We start from the raw sequence: 19113 nt of genomic DNA on the forward strand, positions 1-19113 counted from the left end.
GTCAGAACCGCTCAACCGTCATTCGCCGCATTCAACTCCTCCGGCCGCAAGCCCTCGTCTTCATGGTGCGGCCAGGGCAGGAAGTCGGCGTCGAAGGCGTCGCCAGTGAAATAGTCGAGCGCGCGGTGCGCCTCGGCGCCGTTGAAGGCGGCCTGGTCCATCAGATGGGCGATGACCTCGCGCGCCTGTGCGATCTTCTGCTTCAATTCGGCAATGGTTGCGTCCGCCATGAGTCTCTCCCGCCTGTCATCAAGTCGAACCAAAGGTAGCGCTATTTGCCACGCTGGCAACGGCGTGCTTTTTCTCGACTTTCGCCGCGTTTCATGCCAATCCCCGCGCCATGGCGCTCGACATCAAGATCTGCGGCTTGAAGACCGAGGCGGCGCTCGCGGCGGCCCTCGCCGGCGGAGCCAGCCATGTCGGCTTTATTTTCTTCCCCAAGAGCCCCCGCTATGTCGAGCCTGCCGAAGCAGGCCGGCTGCGCGAGGCGGTGCGCGGCAAGGCGTTGGCGGTCGCGGTCACGGTCGACGCAAGCGACGCCTTCCTGGATGAGATCGTTACTGCCATGCAGCCCGACATGTTGCAGCTGCACGGCTCGGAAACACCCGAGCGGGTGACGGAGCTGAAGGCCCGCTATGGCCTGCCGGTGATCAAGGCGCTGCCACTCAGCGATGCCGTTGATCTCGAACGGATCAAGCCATTCATCGGCGTTGCCGACCGTTTCCTGTTCGATGCCAAGCCGCCAAAGGGCTCCGCCTTGCCGGGAGGCAACGGCGTGGCCTTCGACTGGCGCATCCTTGCCGGCCTTGACGCCGATGTCGATTACATGCTTTCCGGTGGGCTCAACGCCGCCAATGTCGGCGATGCCCTTCGGCTTGCTAACCCGCCCGCCATCGACATTTCCTCGGGTGTGGAAAGCGCGCCGGGCGTCAAGGACCCGTCGTTGATCGAACAATTTTTCCGGGCCGTCCGGGCAGCACGCGACGACCGCGCCGCCTGAGCGTATTCCACCCCCAAGACGCAGGAGATCGGCGATGAACAAGCCGGCGACACCCAATTCCTTCCGTACTGGCCCTGACGAACAGGGCATGTTCGGCATTTTCGGCGGACGATTCGTCGCCGAGACGCTGATGCCGCTTATCCTCGACCTGGAGAAGCACTGGACATTCGCCAAGAACGATCCGTCGTTCAAGGCAGAGGTGGAGCATCTTAACAAGCACTATACGGGCCGGCCCAGCCCATTGTATTTCGCCGAACGCCTGACCGAACACCTCGGCGGAGCAAAGATCTATTTCAAGCGCGACGAGCTCAACCACACGGGTTCCCACAAGATCAACAATTGCCTGGGCCAGATCCTACTGGCCAAGCGCATGGGCAAGACGCGCATCATCGCCGAGACCGGCGCGGGACAGCATGGCGTGGCATCGGCAACGGTCGCGGCGCGTTTCGGCCTGCCCTGCGTGGTCTACATGGGCGCCACCGACGTGCAGCGCCAGGCGCCGAACGTCTTCCGCATGAAGCTGCTCGGCGCCGAAGTGGTGCCGGTCACGTCCGGCCACGGCACGCTGAAGGACGCCATGAACGAGGCGTTGCGCGACTGGGTGACCAATGTCGACGACACCTATTACATGATCGGAACCGCGGCAGGCCCGCATCCCTATCCAGAAATCGTGCGCGACCTGCAGTCCGTGATCGGCCGCGAAACCAAGGAACAGATGCTGGAAGCGGAAGGACGATTGCCCGATCTGCTGGTCGCCGCCGTTGGCGGCGGATCGAACGCCATCGGCCTGTTCCATCCGTTCCTGGACGACAAGGACGTGAAGATCGTCGGCGTCGAGGCGGGTGGCAAGGGACTTGAGGGCGAGGAGCATTGCGCTTCGCTGACCGCCGGTTCGCCTGGCGTGCTGCATGGCAACCGGACCTATCTGCTGCAAACCTCCGATGGCCAGATCATGGAAGGCCACTCCATCTCCGCCGGGCTCGACTATCCCGGCATCGGACCAGAGCATTCATGGCTGAAGGAGATCGACCGTGTGCAATATGTGCCGATCATGGACTCCGAGGCTCTCGAGGCGTTCCAGCTGCTGACCCGGCTGGAGGGCATCATCCCCGCATTGGAGCCGGCGCATGCGCTGGCCGAGGTGATCAAGCGGGCTCCGAAGATGGGCAAGGACCAGATCATCGTCATGAACCTGTGCGGCCGGGGCGACAAGGACATCTTCACGGTGGGCAAGATCCTGGGGATGGAGCTTTAAGATGACGACCCGTATCGACCGCCGCATGGCGGAACTGAAGGCCGAAGGCCGTCCGGCGCTTGTAACCTACTTCATGAGTGGCGATCCCGACTATGAGACCTCGCTGTCGATCATGAAGGCGCTTCCGGGAGCAGGCGCCGACATCATTGAAATGGGCATGCCGTTCTCGGATCCGATGGCAGACGGCCCAGCGATCCAGGCCGCCGGCCTGCGTTCGCTGAAGGGCGGCCAGACGCTGGTCAAGACGCTGAAGATGGCGTCCGAGTTCCGGGCCGGCGACGATAAGACGCCGATCGTGCTGATGGGCTATTACAATCCGATCTACAAATACGGTGTTGATCGTTTTCTCGGCGACGCGATCGCTAGCGGCATCGACGGGCTGATCGTCGTCGACCTACCTCCCGAAATGGACGAGGAACTCTGCATCCCCGCCCTCAAGGCAGGGATCAACTTCATCCGGCTGGCAACGCCGACCACGGACGACAAGCGCCTGCCCAAGGTGCTGCAGAATACTTCGGGTTTCGTCTACTACGTTTCGATGACAGGCATTACCGGTGCGGCATTGGCCGACATGAGCAAGGTGGCGGCGGCGGTCAAGCGGATCAAGGGCCATACCGAATTGCCGATTTGTGTCGGGTTCGGCGTCAAGACCGCCGAGCAGGCGCGGGTGATCGGGGCCAACGCCGACGGAGTTGTCGTCGGCACCGCCATCGTCGCTGCGGTGGCGAATGTGCTTGGGGCGAACGGGGAAAAAACCGGCGATCCGGTGGAAGTCGTCACCGCTTTGGTCAGCGGTCTTGCGCAAGGGGTTCGAACCGCTCGCCTTGCTGCCGCCGAATAGTTCTCCTAGATCAGGATTTCGAGCGCAATTGCCACAAGACCGGAGCCATTCTTGGCGGGCAGGCGCCAACCCTTCGTCAGGACAGGAGCCGAAGCGATGAACTGGATCACCAATTACGTTCGTCCGAGGATCAATTCGATGCTCGGACGGCGGGCGGACATGCCAGAGAACCTCTGGATCAAGGATCCCGAGACCGGCGAGATGGTGTTCCACAAGGATCTCGAATCCAACCAGTTCGTCATCCCGTCGTCTGGCCATCACATGAAGATCTCGGCCAAGGAAAGGCTGAAGTTCTTCTTCGACGACGGCAGATACGAGACTTTGGAAAACCCCAAGGTAATGCAGGATCCGCTGAAGTTCCGTGACGAGAAACGCTATGTCGACCGGCTGAAGGATGCCAAGGCCAAGACCGGGCTGGAAGACGCCATCATCAATGCGCTGGGCACTGTCGAGGGCCTGCCGGTGGTAGTCACGGTACAGGATTTCGCCTTCATGGGCGGCTCGCTCGGCATGGCCGCCGGCGACGCAATCGTCCATGGTTTCGAGGTAGCGCTGCAGCGCAAGCGGCCGCTGATCCTGTTTGCCGCGTCGGGCGGTGCCCGCATGCAGGAAGGCATCCTGTCCCTCATGCAATTGCCGCGCACCACGGTCGGAGTCGACCGGCTGAAGGAAGCCGGCCTGCCCTACATCGTGGTGCTGACCAATCCGACCACGGGCGGCGTCACCGCTTCTTATGCCATGCTGGGCGACGTGCACATCGCCGAGCCCGGCGCGCTGATCGGCTTTGCCGGGCCGCGCGTCATCGAACAGACCATCCGGGAGAAGCTGCCCGATGGTTTCCAGCGCGCCGAATATCTGATGGAGCACGGCATGGTCGACATGGTCGTTTCCAGGCTGGAATTGCGTCAAACCATCGCGAAGCTGCTGAAAATACTGCTCAAGCTGCCGGAAGAGCATAAGCCGCTGGAGCCTGAAATCCTGCCGCCTGCAGTGATTTCGGCGGAAGCCAGGCCGCAGGCCTGACGCGGAGGCATCGGCGCCCGTGACGTTGCGGCGGATGCCCGTGCGTCATGGCCCATATTGCGCTAGGACCCTTGCATGACCACGCTCGCTGCCGACCGCGAAATCGAAGCCCTGATGGCGCTGCATCCGAAAGGCTTCGACCTTTCGCTTGATCGCATTTCGCGGCTGCTGGAGCGGTTGGGCAATCCTCAGGACAGCCTGCCGCCTGTCATCCACATAGCCGGCACCAACGGAAAGGGCTCCTGCGCGGCCTTTTCGCGTGCGCTGCTCGAGGCGGCGGACTACCGCGTGCATGTCCACACCTCGCCGCATCTGGTGAACTGGCACGAGCGCTACCGCCTGGCCGCCGATGGCGGCGGCAGGCTGGTCGACGACAAGGTCTTCGCCGACGCCATCGCCCGTGTCGCAAAAGCCAATGAAGGCGAGACAATAACCGTCTTCGAGATCCTCACCGCCGTCACCTTCCTGCTGTTTTCCGAACATCCCGCCGATGCCGCCATCATCGAGGTGGGTCTCGGCGGCCGTTTCGACGCCACCAATGTCATCAAGGCGCCTGCCGTATCTGTCATCATGCCGGTGTCGCTCGACCACGAGGCCTATCTCGGCGACCGTGTCGAACTGATCGCCGCCGAGAAGGCCGGCATCATCAAGCGCGGCCATCCGGTAGTCATCGGCGCCCAGGAAAGCGAGACGGCGCTGCAGGTGCTGATCGAGACCGCCGAGCGGCTCGGCTGTCCCACGCTCGTCTACGGCCAGGATTTTCTCGCCTTCGAGGAAAATGGCCGCATGGTCTATCAGGACGAGGACGGGTTGATGGACCTTCCGCCGCCGAGGCTGCCCGGGCGCCACCAGTTCGCCAATGCGGCGGCCGCGATCGCCGCGGTCAAGGCCGCCGGCTTCGAGATCAGCCACCGTGCGGCCGAAAAAGCGATGACTCATGTCGCCTGGCCTGGCCGGATGCAGAAGCTCGCGCAGGGAAAGCTGGCCGAGCTGGCGCCGAAGGGCGCCGATATCTGGCTCGACGGCGGTCACAATCCGGGTGCCGGGGTGGTCGTTGCGGAGGCGCTGGCCGAGCAGGAAGAGAAGAACCCGCGTCCGCTGTTGCTGATCTCCGGCATGATCAATACCAAGGACCAGAGCGGCTATTTCCGCGCCTTCAAGGGCCTCGCCCGGCATGTCTACACCGTGCCAGTCAGCATGAGCGATGCCGGCGTGCCCAATGACGAACTGGCGATCCGCGCCGTTGAGGCCGGCCTTTCGGCCGAGCCGGTCAGTTCCGTCGCCAATGCGCTGATGCTGCTGCGCGACACCTGGGACGGCCCACCGCCGCGCATCCTGATCGGCGGATCGCTGTACCTCGCCGGCGCGGTGCTGGCGGAGAACGGAACGCCGCCGACCTGAGGGAAGCCTCCGCCGGCCTGTCCGCGGCCATCGCGGCGCACAAGCGGTCGCTCTTGTCCCTCCGCACAGGAACATCTAGTGGTCACGTCAACGCCATTGACCCGGAGTCAATCGCAGGAGAGCCTTATCCAGCAGGCAACGTCGATGGCAGGCGGTTGCGCAGGGACCGGGATGGACACGAAGCTGATCACGCAGTGCTTCTTCCCGAGCGACAGTCAGGCCAACGCCGATGTCGCGATCGTGTTTGGCATGAGCAATCCGGCGCGACCCCTGGCGCGCGCGGTCGAGCTGTTCGAGGCCCGGATGGTGCGCGCGCTTTTGCTGACCGGCGGATACAATGAGAAGCTGCGAGCCGTCGAAGCCCATGAGATGGCGAGGCTGGCCCGGCAAAGAGGCGTGCCCGCCGACGCGATCTTGGTCGAGGACAGGGCCGTCAACACCGAACAGAATGTCGCGTTCGCTTGGGACATGCTGCAGAGCCGGTTCGGCCGGGGCGCCATCGGCTCGGTCATGCTGCTGACGATCCATTATCACATGCGCCGGGCCTACCTCGCCGCTCGTCGAAGACTTCCAGCCGACGTCGCTTTGCATTGGGCGTGCTACCCGAGCATCCACTATTCGTCCGAAAACTGGTTCGACGTAGAGCAGGGGCGCCGGGACGTTGAATCCGAGATCGCGAAGATCGAGCGATACTACAGTCTGTCGCTTCCCGAGATTGCCAGGCAAATCCGATGAGACCGGCGCTGTCTGTCGGCGATACTGCAACGGACCCGCCTTTCGCCAGCATGGCGGAAGCCATTGCCGGAGGCGTGGCCAGGTTCCCGGACGGCGGCTTCCTTTACTTTGGCTCGCAAGGTCAACAGGCAGCGGTTTCGTACCGGGACACGCTCGCGCTTGCCCATCGGCTGGTCAGCGGCTGCCGAAACCGCGGGATGCAGACTGGAGATGCCCTGCTGATCTGCATGGCCGATGCCACGCGGATCGTGCCGGCCCTGTGGGCCGCGGCGATCGGCGGCTATGTCGCGGTGCCGATGACCCATGCCGCCCGCGCCGGTAAGGCAATCGATGGGGAGGTCTTGGCAAGCTTGCAGCGTGCGGTGTCCGCCCTCCACATCATTGGCGACGATTTCGTGCCGACGGGGCGTCCGGACGTGCCGTTCATGCGGTTCGCCGATGTTGCCGCCGCTGCAAATCCTGACAACGCAGTGGTCGCGACACTGCCGCACGATATGAGCTTCGCGATCCCGACTTCGGGGACCACCGGACGGCCCAGATTGGTCGGCCTGTCGCATCGCGCATCGCTGGCCCGCTGGTGGCCGCAACTGCCCGACGCGGCCCACGCGGAAGGCTTCCTGTCATGGGCCGCGTTCGATCATGTCATGGGCATCGGGCACGCCATGCCCAACCTGCCTCGGAAGATCCACCTCGATGCCGGCCGCTTCGTTGCCAACCCAGCGTCGTGGCTGGATGCGCTTGAAATGTCGGGAGCCACGCATGCGACCATGACCAATTTCGGCCTGTCGCTGGTCCTGCGCGCGGTGGCGGAGGCTCCGGAGCGGCGCTGGCGCCTCGACAAGGTCCGCAAGATCGGAATCGGCGCCGAGGCCATTTCTAGCCGGACCTGCCAGCGCTTCCTGGCCAGCTTGGCGAAGTTCGGCTTGCGCGATGATGCGCTGATCCTCGGTTACGGGCTTTCTGAATGCGGCCCCGTTGTCGGTGGGCGGACACCCTTCGCCGGGGACGCTTCGCAGCGCCCCGACGAGCCGCCGGAACTCGACCGGCCGACCGCCGGCCACGCGGTAAGGATCGTCGGCGATAACGGCCTTCTCCTGGAGGGAGCGGTCGGGCGGATCGAGGTGCGTGGCCCGACGATGACCGACGGATATGTCGGCGACCCTGAGGCCAGCGCTGAACTGTTCACTCCCGACCGCTGGTTGCGGACCGGCGATTTGGGTTTGTTGCGCGACGGCAGGCTGACGGTCGTCGGGCGGGAAAAGGAGACGCTGATCGTCAATGCCAGGAAGTATTCCTGCCATGAGGTCGAGACGGTCCTCAGGAACGAGACCGGCCGTGACGAAGTCTATGTCGCCCCCCTGGGCGGCGCGTCTGAAACGGATGAAGCCGCGCTGGGCGCGCCGTGCGCCGTCTTCGTGGTGGCCGAGCCGGCCGATGCGACATCGTCCGTGGCGGTGGCCGATGTCGTCCGGGAGGCGATGGCCAGGTCATTCCGTTTCGTGCCGCGTTTGGTCGCGCTCATTTCTCCCGACGAAATACCGCGAACATCGCTCGGCAAGGTCCGGCGGCTGGCCCTTCCGGCCCTGCTCGCAGATCCCGAAATCGCCCGCCGGGTGAGCCATCTGGCGGCGCGAACCGCCGATCAGGCAACAGCCGCGGGGAGGACGGACGTCGCATCGAGGATAGCCAGGATCTGGGGAGATCTTCTGCGCGTCGACGGGGAGATCGGCCGCGATACCGATTTCTTCGCGATCGGGGGCGATTCCCTGCTGGCGATACGAATGTCCTTCCTGCTTGAGGAGGAGTTTGGCATAGAAGTGCAGTTCGAGCGTTTCCCGGGCAGGCTAAGCATTGCGGAACTGGCAACGTATCTGTCGGGCAACAGGACAGAGCCCGTGGCGCCGCCGCCAGAGCCCGGCCTGCCGGATTGGTTGGCCGAGAGGCTACGCCAGCTGACCGAAAGATGGCCGGGAGAGCCCGCGCTTACGGATGGCTTCGTGCGCCGCGTGGGCAATCGACATCACGGCGTTCCGGTCTTCTGGTGCGTGCAAACCTCCGAAGAAGCCCGGCACTTCGAAACGGCGATGAACGGCCGCTTCCCCGCTTATGTGATGCGCTCCGGAGCCCTGTTGCTGGAGTATGGCACGCCCCTGGCCGACGCCCTGATCGACCGCTATGTCGACGAGATCGCGCAGATCGCCGAGGGCGGCCCCGTGATCATCGGCGGCAACTGCCAGGGTGTGACGATCGGCGTCGCCATCTCCCGCCGGCTGGTAGCAAGGAAGTGCGACGTGCGCCTGCTGGCCGCCGCCGACTGCCGTTTTGCCGACATCTGCGGCACGGTGCCGGTGCCGGCGCCGGTGGCGTTGTTTCCGGCCTTGAACAGCAAGTTCAATCCCTACAGATATTTCCGCCATCCGGAAGCGGGCCTTCGCAAGTTGGCGCCCTCCGGCTTGCGCATCGAGATGATTGACGCCCGCTATTCGCAGGTGATGTTCGGTGCGGCCATGGAGCATATCGCACAGGCTCTGCAGGCTGCCGCCGACTGGGCCTCGTCGCGACGCCAGCCAGAACCCGTCGCGCGTCCGAGTCCTCCTGAACTGTATGAGTGCCGTCTCTCCACGGTCTTCAAGTCGCTCGAGCTTCAGCCCGGCGAAATTCTGCGTGTGCCCGTCAAGGTTAAGAACACCAGCCCTGTCGCCTGGGCCCCCTTTGCCTGCAGCGGCCTGATGCTGGCAAACCATTGGCTGGCCGGCACCGGCGAGATGTCGATATGGTCGGATGGCAGGACCGCCCTCGAGCGCGAGATACAGCCGGGCGGCCGGGCATACATGACGCTCGACGTCACCGCTCCGCCGCGAGCCGGTGACTATCTGCTCGAAGTCGACCTTGTCGAAGAGGGCGTTCGGTGGTTCGGTACTGGGGCCGGCTCGCCTTTGCACGTGCCGGTAAAGGTTCGCGACGCCGCCGGCCACGGCATGGCGCGCCTCACCGCCGGGCGCTCTTCGCTGCTTGCGGCCGTGGTGCGCCTCGTTGACGCTGTTCCTGCGCTGACCAGAGGGGCGAAACGACGTAGACAATGAGTTCGACCGGACGATCGGGCCAGCAGAAGCGCGCGGTCGCGATCCGCCATGGGCCTGCCGGCCGCCCTGCGGTCTATTTCAGCTCGATCTCGATAAAGGCATACTCGCCTTCGTTGGCGTTGATGACATCGTGCTCGACGCCCTCCTTGCGGAAATACGGTGCCCCCTTCTTCATTTCGGCGAAGGTTTCACCATCCTTGGTCAAAAGCTTCACCTTGCCGTCCATCAGCGGCACGACGACATAGTCGTGGCCGTGGCGGTGCCAGCCGGTGTTGTCCCCCGGCTCGAAGCGGTATTCGGTGACGATGACGCGATCATTGTCGATGAAGACGGTGGCCTTGGCGGATCCGGTCATATGTCGTTCTCCCTTATCTTTCACCAACAGAAGACATGGGGTGCCGGAACGTGAGGGCCAGCGCGGCTCAGCGATGACGCCAACAAAAAGCCCGGCGCAATGGCCGGGCTTGATACAGGATGTCTCAGGTCGATCAGGCGAGGTTGCCGTTGACCCAATGCGACAGTGCCGTCTTGGGCGCGGCGCCGACCTTGATGTCGGCCACTTCGCCGCCCTTGAAGATCATCAGCGTCGGGATCGAGCGAACGCCGAACTGCGCGGCAAGCTCCGGATTTTCGTCGATGTTCAGCTTGGCGATCTTTACCCTGGCGCCGAGTTCGGTGGCGATGTCTTCAAGGGAGGGCGCGATCTGCTTGCAAGGACCGCACCATTCAGCCCAGAAATCGACCACGACCGGCACGCTGGCGTCGAGCACGTCGGCCTGGAAATTGCTATTGTCGACCTTGACGGTGGCACCCATGCGGAAAATCCTTTCGAGAGTTCTTTGTCGCACCAAATGTGGTGTTTATCGCGCCCTTCTTCAAGCAGGTCTTGTGTCACGGTCCCGTGAGTCGGGCAAGGGCGTCATCCATGACGCTGGGCGGCAGTTCGATCAGCCGCGGCGCTTCGGTGAACAACAAGGCCGCTTTCACCGCGCGTCCTGGATAGAGCGGCCGCAGCAGGGCGCGGTATAGCGCGAGTTGCAGGACATAGGCTGGCGGCACCTCGGCCAGCGAGGTGGGAGCGGGCCTGTTGGTCTTGTAGTCGACGATCGAAACAGTGTCCGATGTCACAGCAAGGCGGTCGATCTTGCCGGAAATCGAGCGGTTCCTGCCCTTGACCTCGAGGCTGCCCATAATGGCGACCTCGGCGCGCGACGATGGCGCAAACAACGGCCCCAGCGCGGCGTCGGCAAGGATGGCGTCGACCGAAGCTAAAGCATCCTCACGCTCTGATGGACGCCATTTGGTGCCAACGCGGGCAAGGTAGCGTTTCGCGGCTTCATGGCGCCTGTCTTCGGCAATGCCGGGCAACATCTGCAGCAGCTTGTGCAGGGCGAGCCCCCGCATCACCGCGAAACCCGGCTCAACATCGGCATCCAGCACCGGCGAGGCCTTGTCCACCACGGCCTCCTTGCCTTCATCGATCAGCGCCGAGGCGCCTGATGGCGACAGCGGACGCGGCAGATCCTCGAAGGGCGGCAGGGGGTGGAACAGCGTGGTGGGCAGCGGTGCGAATGCATCGGCCGGGTCAGCCTGCGCGCCGGAAAGCAGGGCAACACCCGGCAGCTTCGTGACATGGAATCGATGCACCGGCTCTCCACCGGCGGGATGCTCCCGCTGTTCGCTTTCCGGCGCCCCGATCAGGGCGCGGCTGACGATCGAATGCCAGGTGCCGGCATTCGGCGCCCGCTTGCCGTGATAGCCGCAGACGATCAACCGGTCCTCGGCACGCGTCATGCCGACATAGAGCAGCCTCCGATATTCGTCGTCGGCGAGTTCCCGCGCCTTTGCCGCCGCCGCTTTCGAAAAGCCATTGGCGACATCGCTGGCCGAGCGCCAAAGATAGCCCTTGCCGTCCCAATGGGCGCCGGACCCGGCGAAAGGCATCAGCCGCGGCAGATGCTGGTCGCTGAACGGGGCGGAGCCGCCATCGACCAGGAACACGACCGGCGCCTCGAGCCCCTTGGCCGCATGGACGGTCATGACGCGAACCTCGTCGCGGGTCTGGTCCATCTCGCGCTTGATCTCGGGACCGGCATTCTCCAGCGTCGCCAGGAAGGCCTCGAGCCCAGGCAGGCCGGTCCGTTCCTCGGCAAGGCAGAAACTCAAAAACTCGTCGAGAATATCGCCGGCCTCGGGACCGAGGCGCGCGATCATCCTGGCGCGCACGCCATCGCGCGCCAGGAGACTGGCATAGAATTCGAACACCGGCCTGAAGGCGGCCTCGTTCGTCCAGGCCTCGAGTTGCGCGGCAATGTCCGCAAGTCGTCCACCTTCGCCCGCCTGAGTGCGCAGCGACGCGAGCAGCGACATGCCGGGCGGCCTCTGCGCGGCGAGCGTGAAGAGTGCCTCTTCCGGCAGGTCGAAGATCGGGCCGCACAGGATTGCGGCCAGCGACAGGTCGTCCTGCGGCTGGATGAGGAGATGCCCGAGCGCGATCAGGTCCTTGACCGCGATATGGCCGGGCAGGCTCAGCCGGTCGGCGCCGGCAACCGGGATGTCGCGGCGCTTCAAGGCACGAGTGAGGGCGTGCACGAAGCGGTCCCGCTTGCGCACCAGGACCAGCACATCGCCCGGCCGCAGCCGCTTGCCGCGGCCTTCTATGATCTCGCCCCTGCCGATCCACCCGGCGATCGTGGCGGCGACATTTTCGGCCACGCGCACCGCCGGTGCATGCGCGTGATCGATGGCCTGCGTCCAGTCGTCCGGCTCGTCGACGGCTTCGGTCCCGATCGATGGCCAGACCTCGACATAGCCAGGCGCGTCGGTGCGGATCGCCTGGTGGCGCAGCGGATCGGGATCGTGGCTGATGCCCCTCCTGACGACAGGGTCGGCAAAAACACGGTCGACGGCGGCAAGCACATCGTCGGTCGAGCGGAACGACCAGGTCAGCTTGAGGTCGGCAAACGACGCCTCGGCTTCGCGCACCTTACCAGCGAACAAAAGCCGGCTGTCAGCGAAGGAGTCGGGCGCGGCGCCCTGGAAGGAATAGATCGACTGCTTCTCGTCGCCGACGGCAAAGACCGTCCGATTGTTGGCGTCGCGGGCTCCAATGCCGGCAAAGAACTCTTCGGCCAGCCGCTTCACCACTTCCCATTGATCGGGGCTGGTGTCCTGCGCCTCGTCGAGCAGGATGTGGTCGATGCCCTGGTCGAGTTTGTAGTGCACCCAGGGACCGGCGTCGGGCCGCGCCAGAAGGCTGACCGTGCGTGTGATCAGGTCGTTGAAATCGAGGAAGCCACGGCTGCGCTTCAAAATCTCGTAGCGGGCAATCAGCCAGTCGGCGATGGTAAGCGCGGCCCGCGTGCCCTCGAGCATCCGGAACAGGGCAAGCCGGTCGACGGTTTGAATGATCGCTTTGGCCGCTGTCAGGTAGCGGTCCGCCAGATCGGGCAGTTGGCTAACCAGAGCTTTCTTGAATGCCGTTCCCGGATCATAGGCATCGCCACCGGTCTTGAGGAAGGCCCTCGACAGCAGTTGCAGCCGGCGCACCGGATCGTCCTCGGCGAAAGCCAGACGCGCATAGGGCAGGATATTGTTCAGCACCGTCCTGGCGTCGGCTGCTTCGGCGGCATGGGCAAACGCGCCGAAGTAATCCGGCGGGAAGCCGGGCAATGGCCACGCCGAGGCGGCTATGCCGTCGGCGGTCTGGCCGGGGCGGAAATCGAACTCATCGAACAGGGGCTGGAAGCGGGTGTCGTAGCGTCCGATGGCGTCGATAAAGGAGTTCAAGCCGTCGCGCTTGCGCACGATCTCGCCCAGCAGCGCATCGAGCCCGGCTTCCCCGCCGCGGTCGAGAATGGTTGCGAACGCCTCGGCCAGTTCCCTGTCGCCAGCAGCCGTGCCGGAGATCATCTCGCGGCGCGCGGCGGCAAAAAGCGATGCCTCCATCTGGCTGTCGAGCAGCTCGAAATGGGCGGGGATGTTGGCTTCCAGGGGAAATTGATGGAGCACCGATTCGCAGAATGCGTGGATGGTCTGGATCTTCAGCCCACCCGGCGTTTCCAGCGCCTCGGCAAACAGGCGACGGGCGCGGCGCATGGTTTCCAAGTCCGGCCGCCGGCCTTCCAGCGCCTCCACCCTGGCCGCAAGATCGACCTCGCTAAGCGTGGTCCACTCAGACAGGGTCGAGAACACCCGGTTCGACATGTTCGCTGCCGCGGCGCGCGTATAGGTCAGGCACAGGATTTTCGACGGATCGGTGCCGCGCAGCAGCAGCCTGATGACGCGCTGGGCCAGCACATGGGTCTTGCCCGATCCGGCATTGGCCGACACCCAGGCGGAGTTGTTCGGATCGGAAGCACGCGCCTGGCTGGAAGCGGTTTCACTCGGGATCGGATAGGGCTTCTTCATGCCTCGTCGCCCTCGTCGCCGGGATCGCCGCCGGCCGACCATTCGAGAACGCGCGCAAGATGGTCGTAGGCGCCATCCGTCTCGCCCTCCCGGAACGGTAGCGCACGGGACAGATAGCCGGTCTCCGGGTCGGCATAGTGGATCAGCAGCTTCTCCAGCCGCGCCCAGGCCTCCTCTGCAAGATCGGCAGCCGTCCGCGGCTGTCGGTTGTGTTCGAGGATGGATTCCTCGAACACCTCGCCGTTCGGCTTCAGCCTGATGAAGGCCAGCTGCGACGGCTCGCGCGCGCCCAAATCCCTGAAGGCACCGCGCCTTAACAGCGCGCCCTCCAAGGCCAATTGCGGCGCCAGCAGCGTATGCGCCTGCGCCTTGGAGGGCGAGGAGCCGGTCTTGTAGTCCAGTATGTCAGCCATGCCGCCGGCCAGCAGATCGACGCGATCCGCATAGCCGGACAGCGTCACGCCGGACCGTCCGACCAACGTCTTTCCTGCCCGCTCCTCGGCATGGCGGCTCATCACCGCGTCGGCGCGCGTGCGCTCCCATTCGATGATGTTGGCGGCGAGTTTCTCGAAGCGCGGCCACCATATCGCCTCGACGTCGGCAGGAAGCCCTGCCTCGGCAAAGCAGGCGCGGCCGGCGGCGATGAGGCCGGCCAGTGCGTCGGGCGCGCGCGGGTCGGGTGAGTGCCCGGAGAAGCGATGCAGGACGGCGTGGAACAGCGTGCCGCGCTCCGCCGCGCCGGGGTCACGGATAACCGGGTCGAGCGGCATCAGCCCGAGGATGCGCCTTGCATAGATGGCATAGGGGTCGCGGCGCAGCGTTTCGATCTCGGTGACGGAGAAATGCGTTGGGCGTACAGACAAAGGCGGCTTCGGACGTGGCCGTGGCGCGAAATCCTGCCTGGGGCCGGCGTCCAGGGCGCGCGCCCAGGCGAGCAACTGATCGCCACGCCGGCGCGGCGCAGCCGCCTGATCGCTGCCTATGAAGGTGACGAGACGCTGCAGCCAACGCGACGGCACGGCAGGAGCGTCGCCGGCGCGCACCGAGCGGGCCAGCACCACTTTGCCGGCGCCCATGGCCATTTGGAAATCATGCGCGGCGAGGCCTATGCGCCGTTCTGGGGGTTCGAGGTCGATGCCGGACTTCATCAGCCGCGACATGAAGCGGTCGCTCTCAGGCTTGCGTGGCCACACGCCTTCATTGAGCCCGCCGATGACAAGGGTGTCGACGGTTTGCAGCCGGGCTTCCAGCGCGCCCCAGATGGCGATGTTCCTGTCGCTCCCCTGCGCCGGCTTCACCGTCTCGGGTGCGATCAGGGCCGCCATCACGTCCGGCCATTCGCTGGCAGCGAGCGAGAGCGGTGCCGAGGCTGCAATCAGTCCCCGCAGCAGTTCGGCGAGTTTTTCGCCTGCGTCACCCGCGTAAAGCCCGGCAAGGCCGCCATCCGCTGTGCGGCCGAGATTTTCCAGTGCCGTGACGCTGGACCTGGCCAGCGCCGACAAGGCCGCTTCCGCTTCATCGCGAAACGTGGTCAACGGCGCCAGGGCCTGAGTGAGACGCCCCAGCACATCGCGCGCGTTTCCGATGGTCCGCACGGTCAGCCGGGACAACCAGAACGGCGGCCGCCCACCATCGTCCAGGCCGGCAAGGCGGGCCTCGAACAGATCCGGGAGCGACGCGATGTCAGGACGGCCGGTGCCGCCGCGAAGCGCCACCAGTTCGACCAGTTCGGCCGCGTGGCGCACCTCGGCCCGTTCGAGGCCGAGATGGAGCAGCGGATGCTTGAGCAGCGCAAGCAGGCCTACCGGATCTCCGGGACGGAACACCGCTTCCAGCAACAGCCTGAGCAGGCCGGCCGCCGGACTGTTGGCGAGCGGCGTTCCGCCGGAATCATCGGCGATGACGCCAAACCGCTTCAGTTCGACGCAGACACGGCGCGCAAGGGCACGGTCGCCGGTAACAAGCGCGGCCGTTTGGCCGGGCGCCTCGACGGCCTGCTTGAGCGCGACGGCGATGGCAACGGCCTCATCGCGCTCGCTCGCCGCTTCGATCAGGGTCACATCGGCAAAGGCGCGCGCAATTTCGGGGGCCAGGAATCCGGCGCGCGTCTCGGCCCAGAGTTCGGTGGTCTCGGCTGGCCGCAGCGCCTCGCCGATCATTGCGGCGCGCAGCGCGAGCCGCGGCTCGGGCACGGCGATCTCCTCGACATCGCCGCGCGGCACGCCGATCTTGCCGAGCAGTCTTGCCAAGCCATATTGCGGGTGCCCGAGTACCGCCGGACGGGCGCCGGGGGCGGCAATCGCCTGGAAGGACGCCTCGTCGAGGGTCCGGTCGAGCCCAGGCAGCACGACGGCGCCGTCGGGCAAGCGGGCAATGGCCGCAAGCAGTTCCGCCGTGGCGGGTATCGAGCCTGTGGATCCCGCCGCGATCACCGGCCCGGCGGGCAGATCGCGACGCAGCCGCGCCGCTTCCGCCCGGATCAAGGCGTTGCGATGCGCCGCCGGATCGGACTGGCCGCTCTCCTCAAGGAATTGCGGCCAGGCGTTGGTGACGATATCGAGGAACTCGAGTGTTACCTGCCACCACTCGGCAAGGTTGCCGGTGACCACGTCCTTTAGCCTTGCCCAGTCTGAGCCCTCCGTCTCGATGTCATCCATCAGCCTGGCGAGATCCCGCGCCAGCCAGATCGCGTCGGCCGTCGAGGCCGGGATGACGATCTCCTCGGAGAAAAGCGCGGCGACATGCGCCGGCAGCCGGCGCTTCCAGGCGCGCACCAGAGGCGTCAGCAGCAGCAGGCGCTCGATCGCGGCGATGGGCGGCGCGAGATCGATGGCGGCGGACGGCTCGACATCGAACGCGGCCTCGTCTTCGTCGAATTCGCCGAGCGGGCGAATGACCGGCAGGATGGCCGAACCGCTGCCGCCACGCGCCTTCAGGCTATCGACGAAGACGCCACGCAAGGCGCGAGCCGCGCGGCGGGTCGGCACGTAAATGGTGACATCGGCCAGCGCAAGGGGGTCGCCCTCGAACCGGAAGCCTGGGACAAGGCGGCCGGCAAGCAGGGCCTCGGCAAGCGTCGGCAGAAACGGCGCTCCGGGTGGGATGGAGAAAACGCGGCTCGAGCCGCTCATCGCGACCCGGTCAAGGAACCGGCGACAGCTGCTTCCGCGAGTGGGATGGCGTCCGGCGTGCCGACGGTGATCCAGCGGCCACGCATCGGCAGGCCGAACAGGCGGCCGGCTTCTATTGCCCTGTCGAAATAGGCGTTGAGCGAATGCGCTCCCGCGGGTGCATCCTGGAAAAGACGAGGCTGGATGATCGCGGCGCCGGCATAGATCAGCCCCGACGGATCTCCTTTCGAGCGCTGCAAGGCACCATCCGGCGCCACCAGGAAATCGGTCCCGCCGCTATGTCCGGTCGCCTGGTGCAGATCAGCCAGCATCATCAGAATATCCATCGTCGTCTCGTCCCATGCAAGGGCGAGCCGACCCAGATTGGCGGGTCCGTCGTCGATCCAGAACGTGTCGGCATTGACGATGTAGAAGGGTTTCATGCCAAGGTCCGGCAACGCCTTGACGATGCCCCCGGCGGAATCAAGCAGCTGTTCGCTCTCGTCGGAGATGATGATGCGGGGCGCCTGGCGTGCCGCGACATGAGCGACGATCTGTTCGGGAAGATAATGGACGTTGACCACGGCCCTGCCGACGCCGGCGGCAGCCAGGCTGTCGAGGCCCCAATCGAGCAAGGTCTTGCCGGCGATCCTGACCAGCGGCTTGGGAATGGTGTCGGTGATCGGCCGCATGCGCTTGCCGAGCCCGGCGGCGAGCACGATCGCGCTGTCCGGCCCTTCCATCACAGCCCTCGCTCTTCCAGCAGGCCGTTATCGCTGTAGAAATCCCGCAGTTCGACCAGCGCAGGGTGCCCCAGGGCGCGGCGCAGATAGTCGCGAATGCGCGGCAGATGCTTGAGATAGTCGGGCTTGCCGTCACGTTCGTGCAGTCGCACGAAGATGCCGAGGATCTTGGAATTGCGCTGCGCCGCCATGATCGCGTAGGTCTCGAGAAAGCCTGCCTCATCGAACGCGCCGGCGGCATGGCGTGCCGCGACATAGGCATCGAGCGTCCGCTTCTCGATCTCGGGAGATATTGTCACGCGGGCGTCCATGGCCAGGGACGCCACATCATAGGCTGAAGGACCGATCAGCGCATCCTGGAAGTCGACGATGCCCAGCCGGTCGTGGCCGGTGCGATCGGGGCGCCAGATGATGTTGGGTGAATGGAAATCGCGCAGCATCAGCGTGTATTCGCGGCCTTGCAGGCGGTCGAAAAGTCCGTTCCAAGCCTGGTGGTAGCCGGCGCGCAAGCCCTCGCTCGCCGGACTGCCTGAGATCGCCGGCACATACCAGTCGACCAGCAGGTCGGCTTCGATCATCATCGCATCGCGGTCGAAGGGCGGCACCTCATGGAGGCCGCCGAGCCCGGTTTCCATGCGCTTCGGCCATGTCCTGCCATGCATCATGGCCAGCAGTTCAGCCGCCGCTGCATGGCGCTCGGCCACCGGTTCGCCATCCTTGCCAAGGAACCCTTCGGAACCGAGATGTTCGATGAGCAGGAAACCGTTGTCCTGGTCCTCGGCATGAATCTCGGGAACGCTGACGCCGCCGGCTTGCAAGGCACGGTCGATGGCGACGAAGGCCGAGACCGACTGGGCTGTATGCGCGATCTCGGCATAGGGCTTGCCATCCCTGACCGGTGGCCCGAGCACCAGCCGCGGCGAGTTCATCAGCACTTGATGGTCCCGGCCGGCAAGCGATACGATTTCGTAGGAGCGGGCCGATGCATCGCCGGTGAAATGGCGCCGCCGCGCTTCGCCCCAGCCGGCATGTTCGAGAAAATCGCGCATTGCCAGCGACCGCGCGGCGCGGTCGAAGGCGGCACCCTGCCCCGACAGCCGCGCCAGCCGAGCTTCGCCATGCTGGACAAGTTCGACCAGAATAGCGGTTTTCGGCAGATGGCCTTCCGCTCGTTCCGGCCATTCGACCAGCGCCGCACCCTGAGCCAGCGCCTCATCGAAGCCAAGCTCATCGAGCTCGGACGCAGAGGCCAGGCGGTAGAGATCGAAATGGTGCACCGGAATGCGGGTCTCGTAGCTTTGCACCAGAGTGAAGGTCGGGCTCGGGACATCGAGCCCTGGGTCGTCGGCCAAGGTCCTGATCAGCGCGCGCGCCAGCGTGGATTTGCCGGCGCCGAGATCGCCCTTTAGCAACAGCACGTCTCCGGCCCGCAACGACAGCGCGAGATCCTCGCCCAGTCTTGCCGTCCGTGCCTCGTCGGCAAGCACGCGCTCCAGCACCAATTCCGCCATC

Annotated in this window: 14 protein-coding genes; 7 read left to right on the plus strand and 7 right to left on the minus strand. The window is 65.2% G+C overall.

Annotated features, from left to right (window positions below):
• Positions 1 to 11: 11 nt before the first annotated feature.
• Complete coding sequence (locus LB513_RS12930; RefSeq protein ID WP_224663891.1) at positions 12 to 230, minus strand: hypothetical protein; 219 nt, start codon at positions 228 to 230, stop codon at positions 12 to 14.
• Positions 231 to 340: 110 nt separating this feature from the next.
• Here LB513_RS12930 and LB513_RS12935 point away from each other — a divergent pair, with 110 nt between their 5' ends.
• The 7 genes from LB513_RS12935 to LB513_RS12965 all read left to right on the plus strand — a co-directional run bounded on the left by LB513_RS12935 (position 341) and on the right by LB513_RS12965 (position 9338).
• Positions 341 to 1000: a phosphoribosylanthranilate isomerase gene (locus tag LB513_RS12935; RefSeq protein ID WP_224663892.1), complete on the plus strand. Its 660-nt coding sequence runs from the start codon at positions 341 to 343 to the stop codon at positions 998 to 1000.
• A 34-nt stretch (positions 1001 to 1034) separates the two neighbouring features.
• Positions 1035 to 2255 (plus strand): tryptophan synthase subunit beta, encoded by a 1221-nt coding sequence (gene trpB / locus LB513_RS12940; protein ID WP_224663893.1) that lies wholly within the window; start codon positions 1035 to 1037, stop codon positions 2253 to 2255.
• A 1-nt stretch (position 2256) separates the two neighbouring features.
• The gene (gene trpA, locus LB513_RS12945; RefSeq protein WP_224663894.1) at positions 2257 to 3096 is read left to right on the plus strand and encodes a tryptophan synthase subunit alpha; all 840 of its coding nucleotides are present in this window, start codon (positions 2257 to 2259) and stop codon (positions 3094 to 3096) included.
• 96 nt (positions 3097 to 3192) lie between these two features.
• A complete protein-coding gene (accD, locus tag LB513_RS12950) occupies positions 3193 to 4119 on the plus strand; it encodes an acetyl-CoA carboxylase, carboxyltransferase subunit beta (RefSeq protein ID WP_224663895.1) in 927 nt (308 codons plus the stop codon).
• Positions 4120 to 4194: 75 nt separating this feature from the next.
• On the plus strand, positions 4195 to 5520 hold the full coding sequence (locus LB513_RS12955; protein WP_224663896.1) for a bifunctional folylpolyglutamate synthase/dihydrofolate synthase: 1326 nt from the start codon (positions 4195 to 4197) through the stop codon (positions 5518 to 5520).
• Positions 5521 to 5691: 171 nt separating this feature from the next.
• Complete coding sequence (locus LB513_RS12960) at positions 5692 to 6255, plus strand: YdcF family protein (protein ID WP_224663897.1); 564 nt, start codon at positions 5692 to 5694, stop codon at positions 6253 to 6255.
• Complete coding sequence (locus LB513_RS12965; protein WP_224663898.1) at positions 6252 to 9338, plus strand: non-ribosomal peptide synthetase; 3087 nt, start codon at positions 6252 to 6254, stop codon at positions 9336 to 9338. Before LB513_RS12960 ends, LB513_RS12965 begins: the two co-directional genes overlap by 4 nt.
• A gap of 73 nt (positions 9339 to 9411) precedes the next feature.
• Here LB513_RS12965 and LB513_RS12970 read toward each other — a convergent pair whose 3' ends face one another.
• From LB513_RS12970 to tsaE, 6 genes are all read right to left on the minus strand, one after another.
• On the minus strand, positions 9412 to 9693 hold the full coding sequence (locus tag LB513_RS12970) for a cupin domain-containing protein (RefSeq protein ID WP_224663899.1): 282 nt from the start codon (positions 9691 to 9693) through the stop codon (positions 9412 to 9414).
• Between the two features lie 133 nt (positions 9694 to 9826).
• Positions 9827 to 10153, minus strand: a complete 327-nt coding sequence (gene trxA / locus LB513_RS12975) for a thioredoxin (RefSeq protein WP_224663900.1) — start codon at positions 10151 to 10153, stop codon at positions 9827 to 9829.
• 76 nt (positions 10154 to 10229) lie between these two features.
• Positions 10230 to 13748: a double-strand break repair helicase AddA gene (gene addA, locus LB513_RS12980; RefSeq protein WP_224663901.1), complete on the minus strand. Its 3519-nt coding sequence runs from the start codon at positions 13746 to 13748 to the stop codon at positions 10230 to 10232.
• Complete coding sequence (gene addB / locus LB513_RS12985; RefSeq protein WP_224663902.1) at positions 13745 to 16879, minus strand: double-strand break repair protein AddB; 3135 nt, start codon at positions 16877 to 16879, stop codon at positions 13745 to 13747. Before addB ends, addA begins: the two co-directional genes overlap by 4 nt.
• Complete coding sequence (locus tag LB513_RS12990; RefSeq protein ID WP_224663903.1) at positions 16876 to 17601, minus strand: nucleotidyltransferase family protein; 726 nt, start codon at positions 17599 to 17601, stop codon at positions 16876 to 16878. Before LB513_RS12990 ends, addB begins: the two co-directional genes overlap by 4 nt.
• Positions 17601 to 19112, minus strand: coding sequence for a tRNA (adenosine(37)-N6)-threonylcarbamoyltransferase complex ATPase subunit type 1 TsaE (gene tsaE / locus LB513_RS12995; RefSeq protein WP_224663904.1), 1512 nt, complete (start codon positions 19110 to 19112; stop codon positions 17601 to 17603). The genes LB513_RS12990 and tsaE overlap by 1 nt, the downstream gene beginning before the upstream one ends.
• Position 19113 lies beyond the last annotated feature (1 nt).

This window comes from Mesorhizobium sp. ES1-1 (assembly GCF_020164785.1).
Lineage (GTDB): Bacteria > Pseudomonadota > Alphaproteobacteria > Rhizobiales > Rhizobiaceae > Mesorhizobium.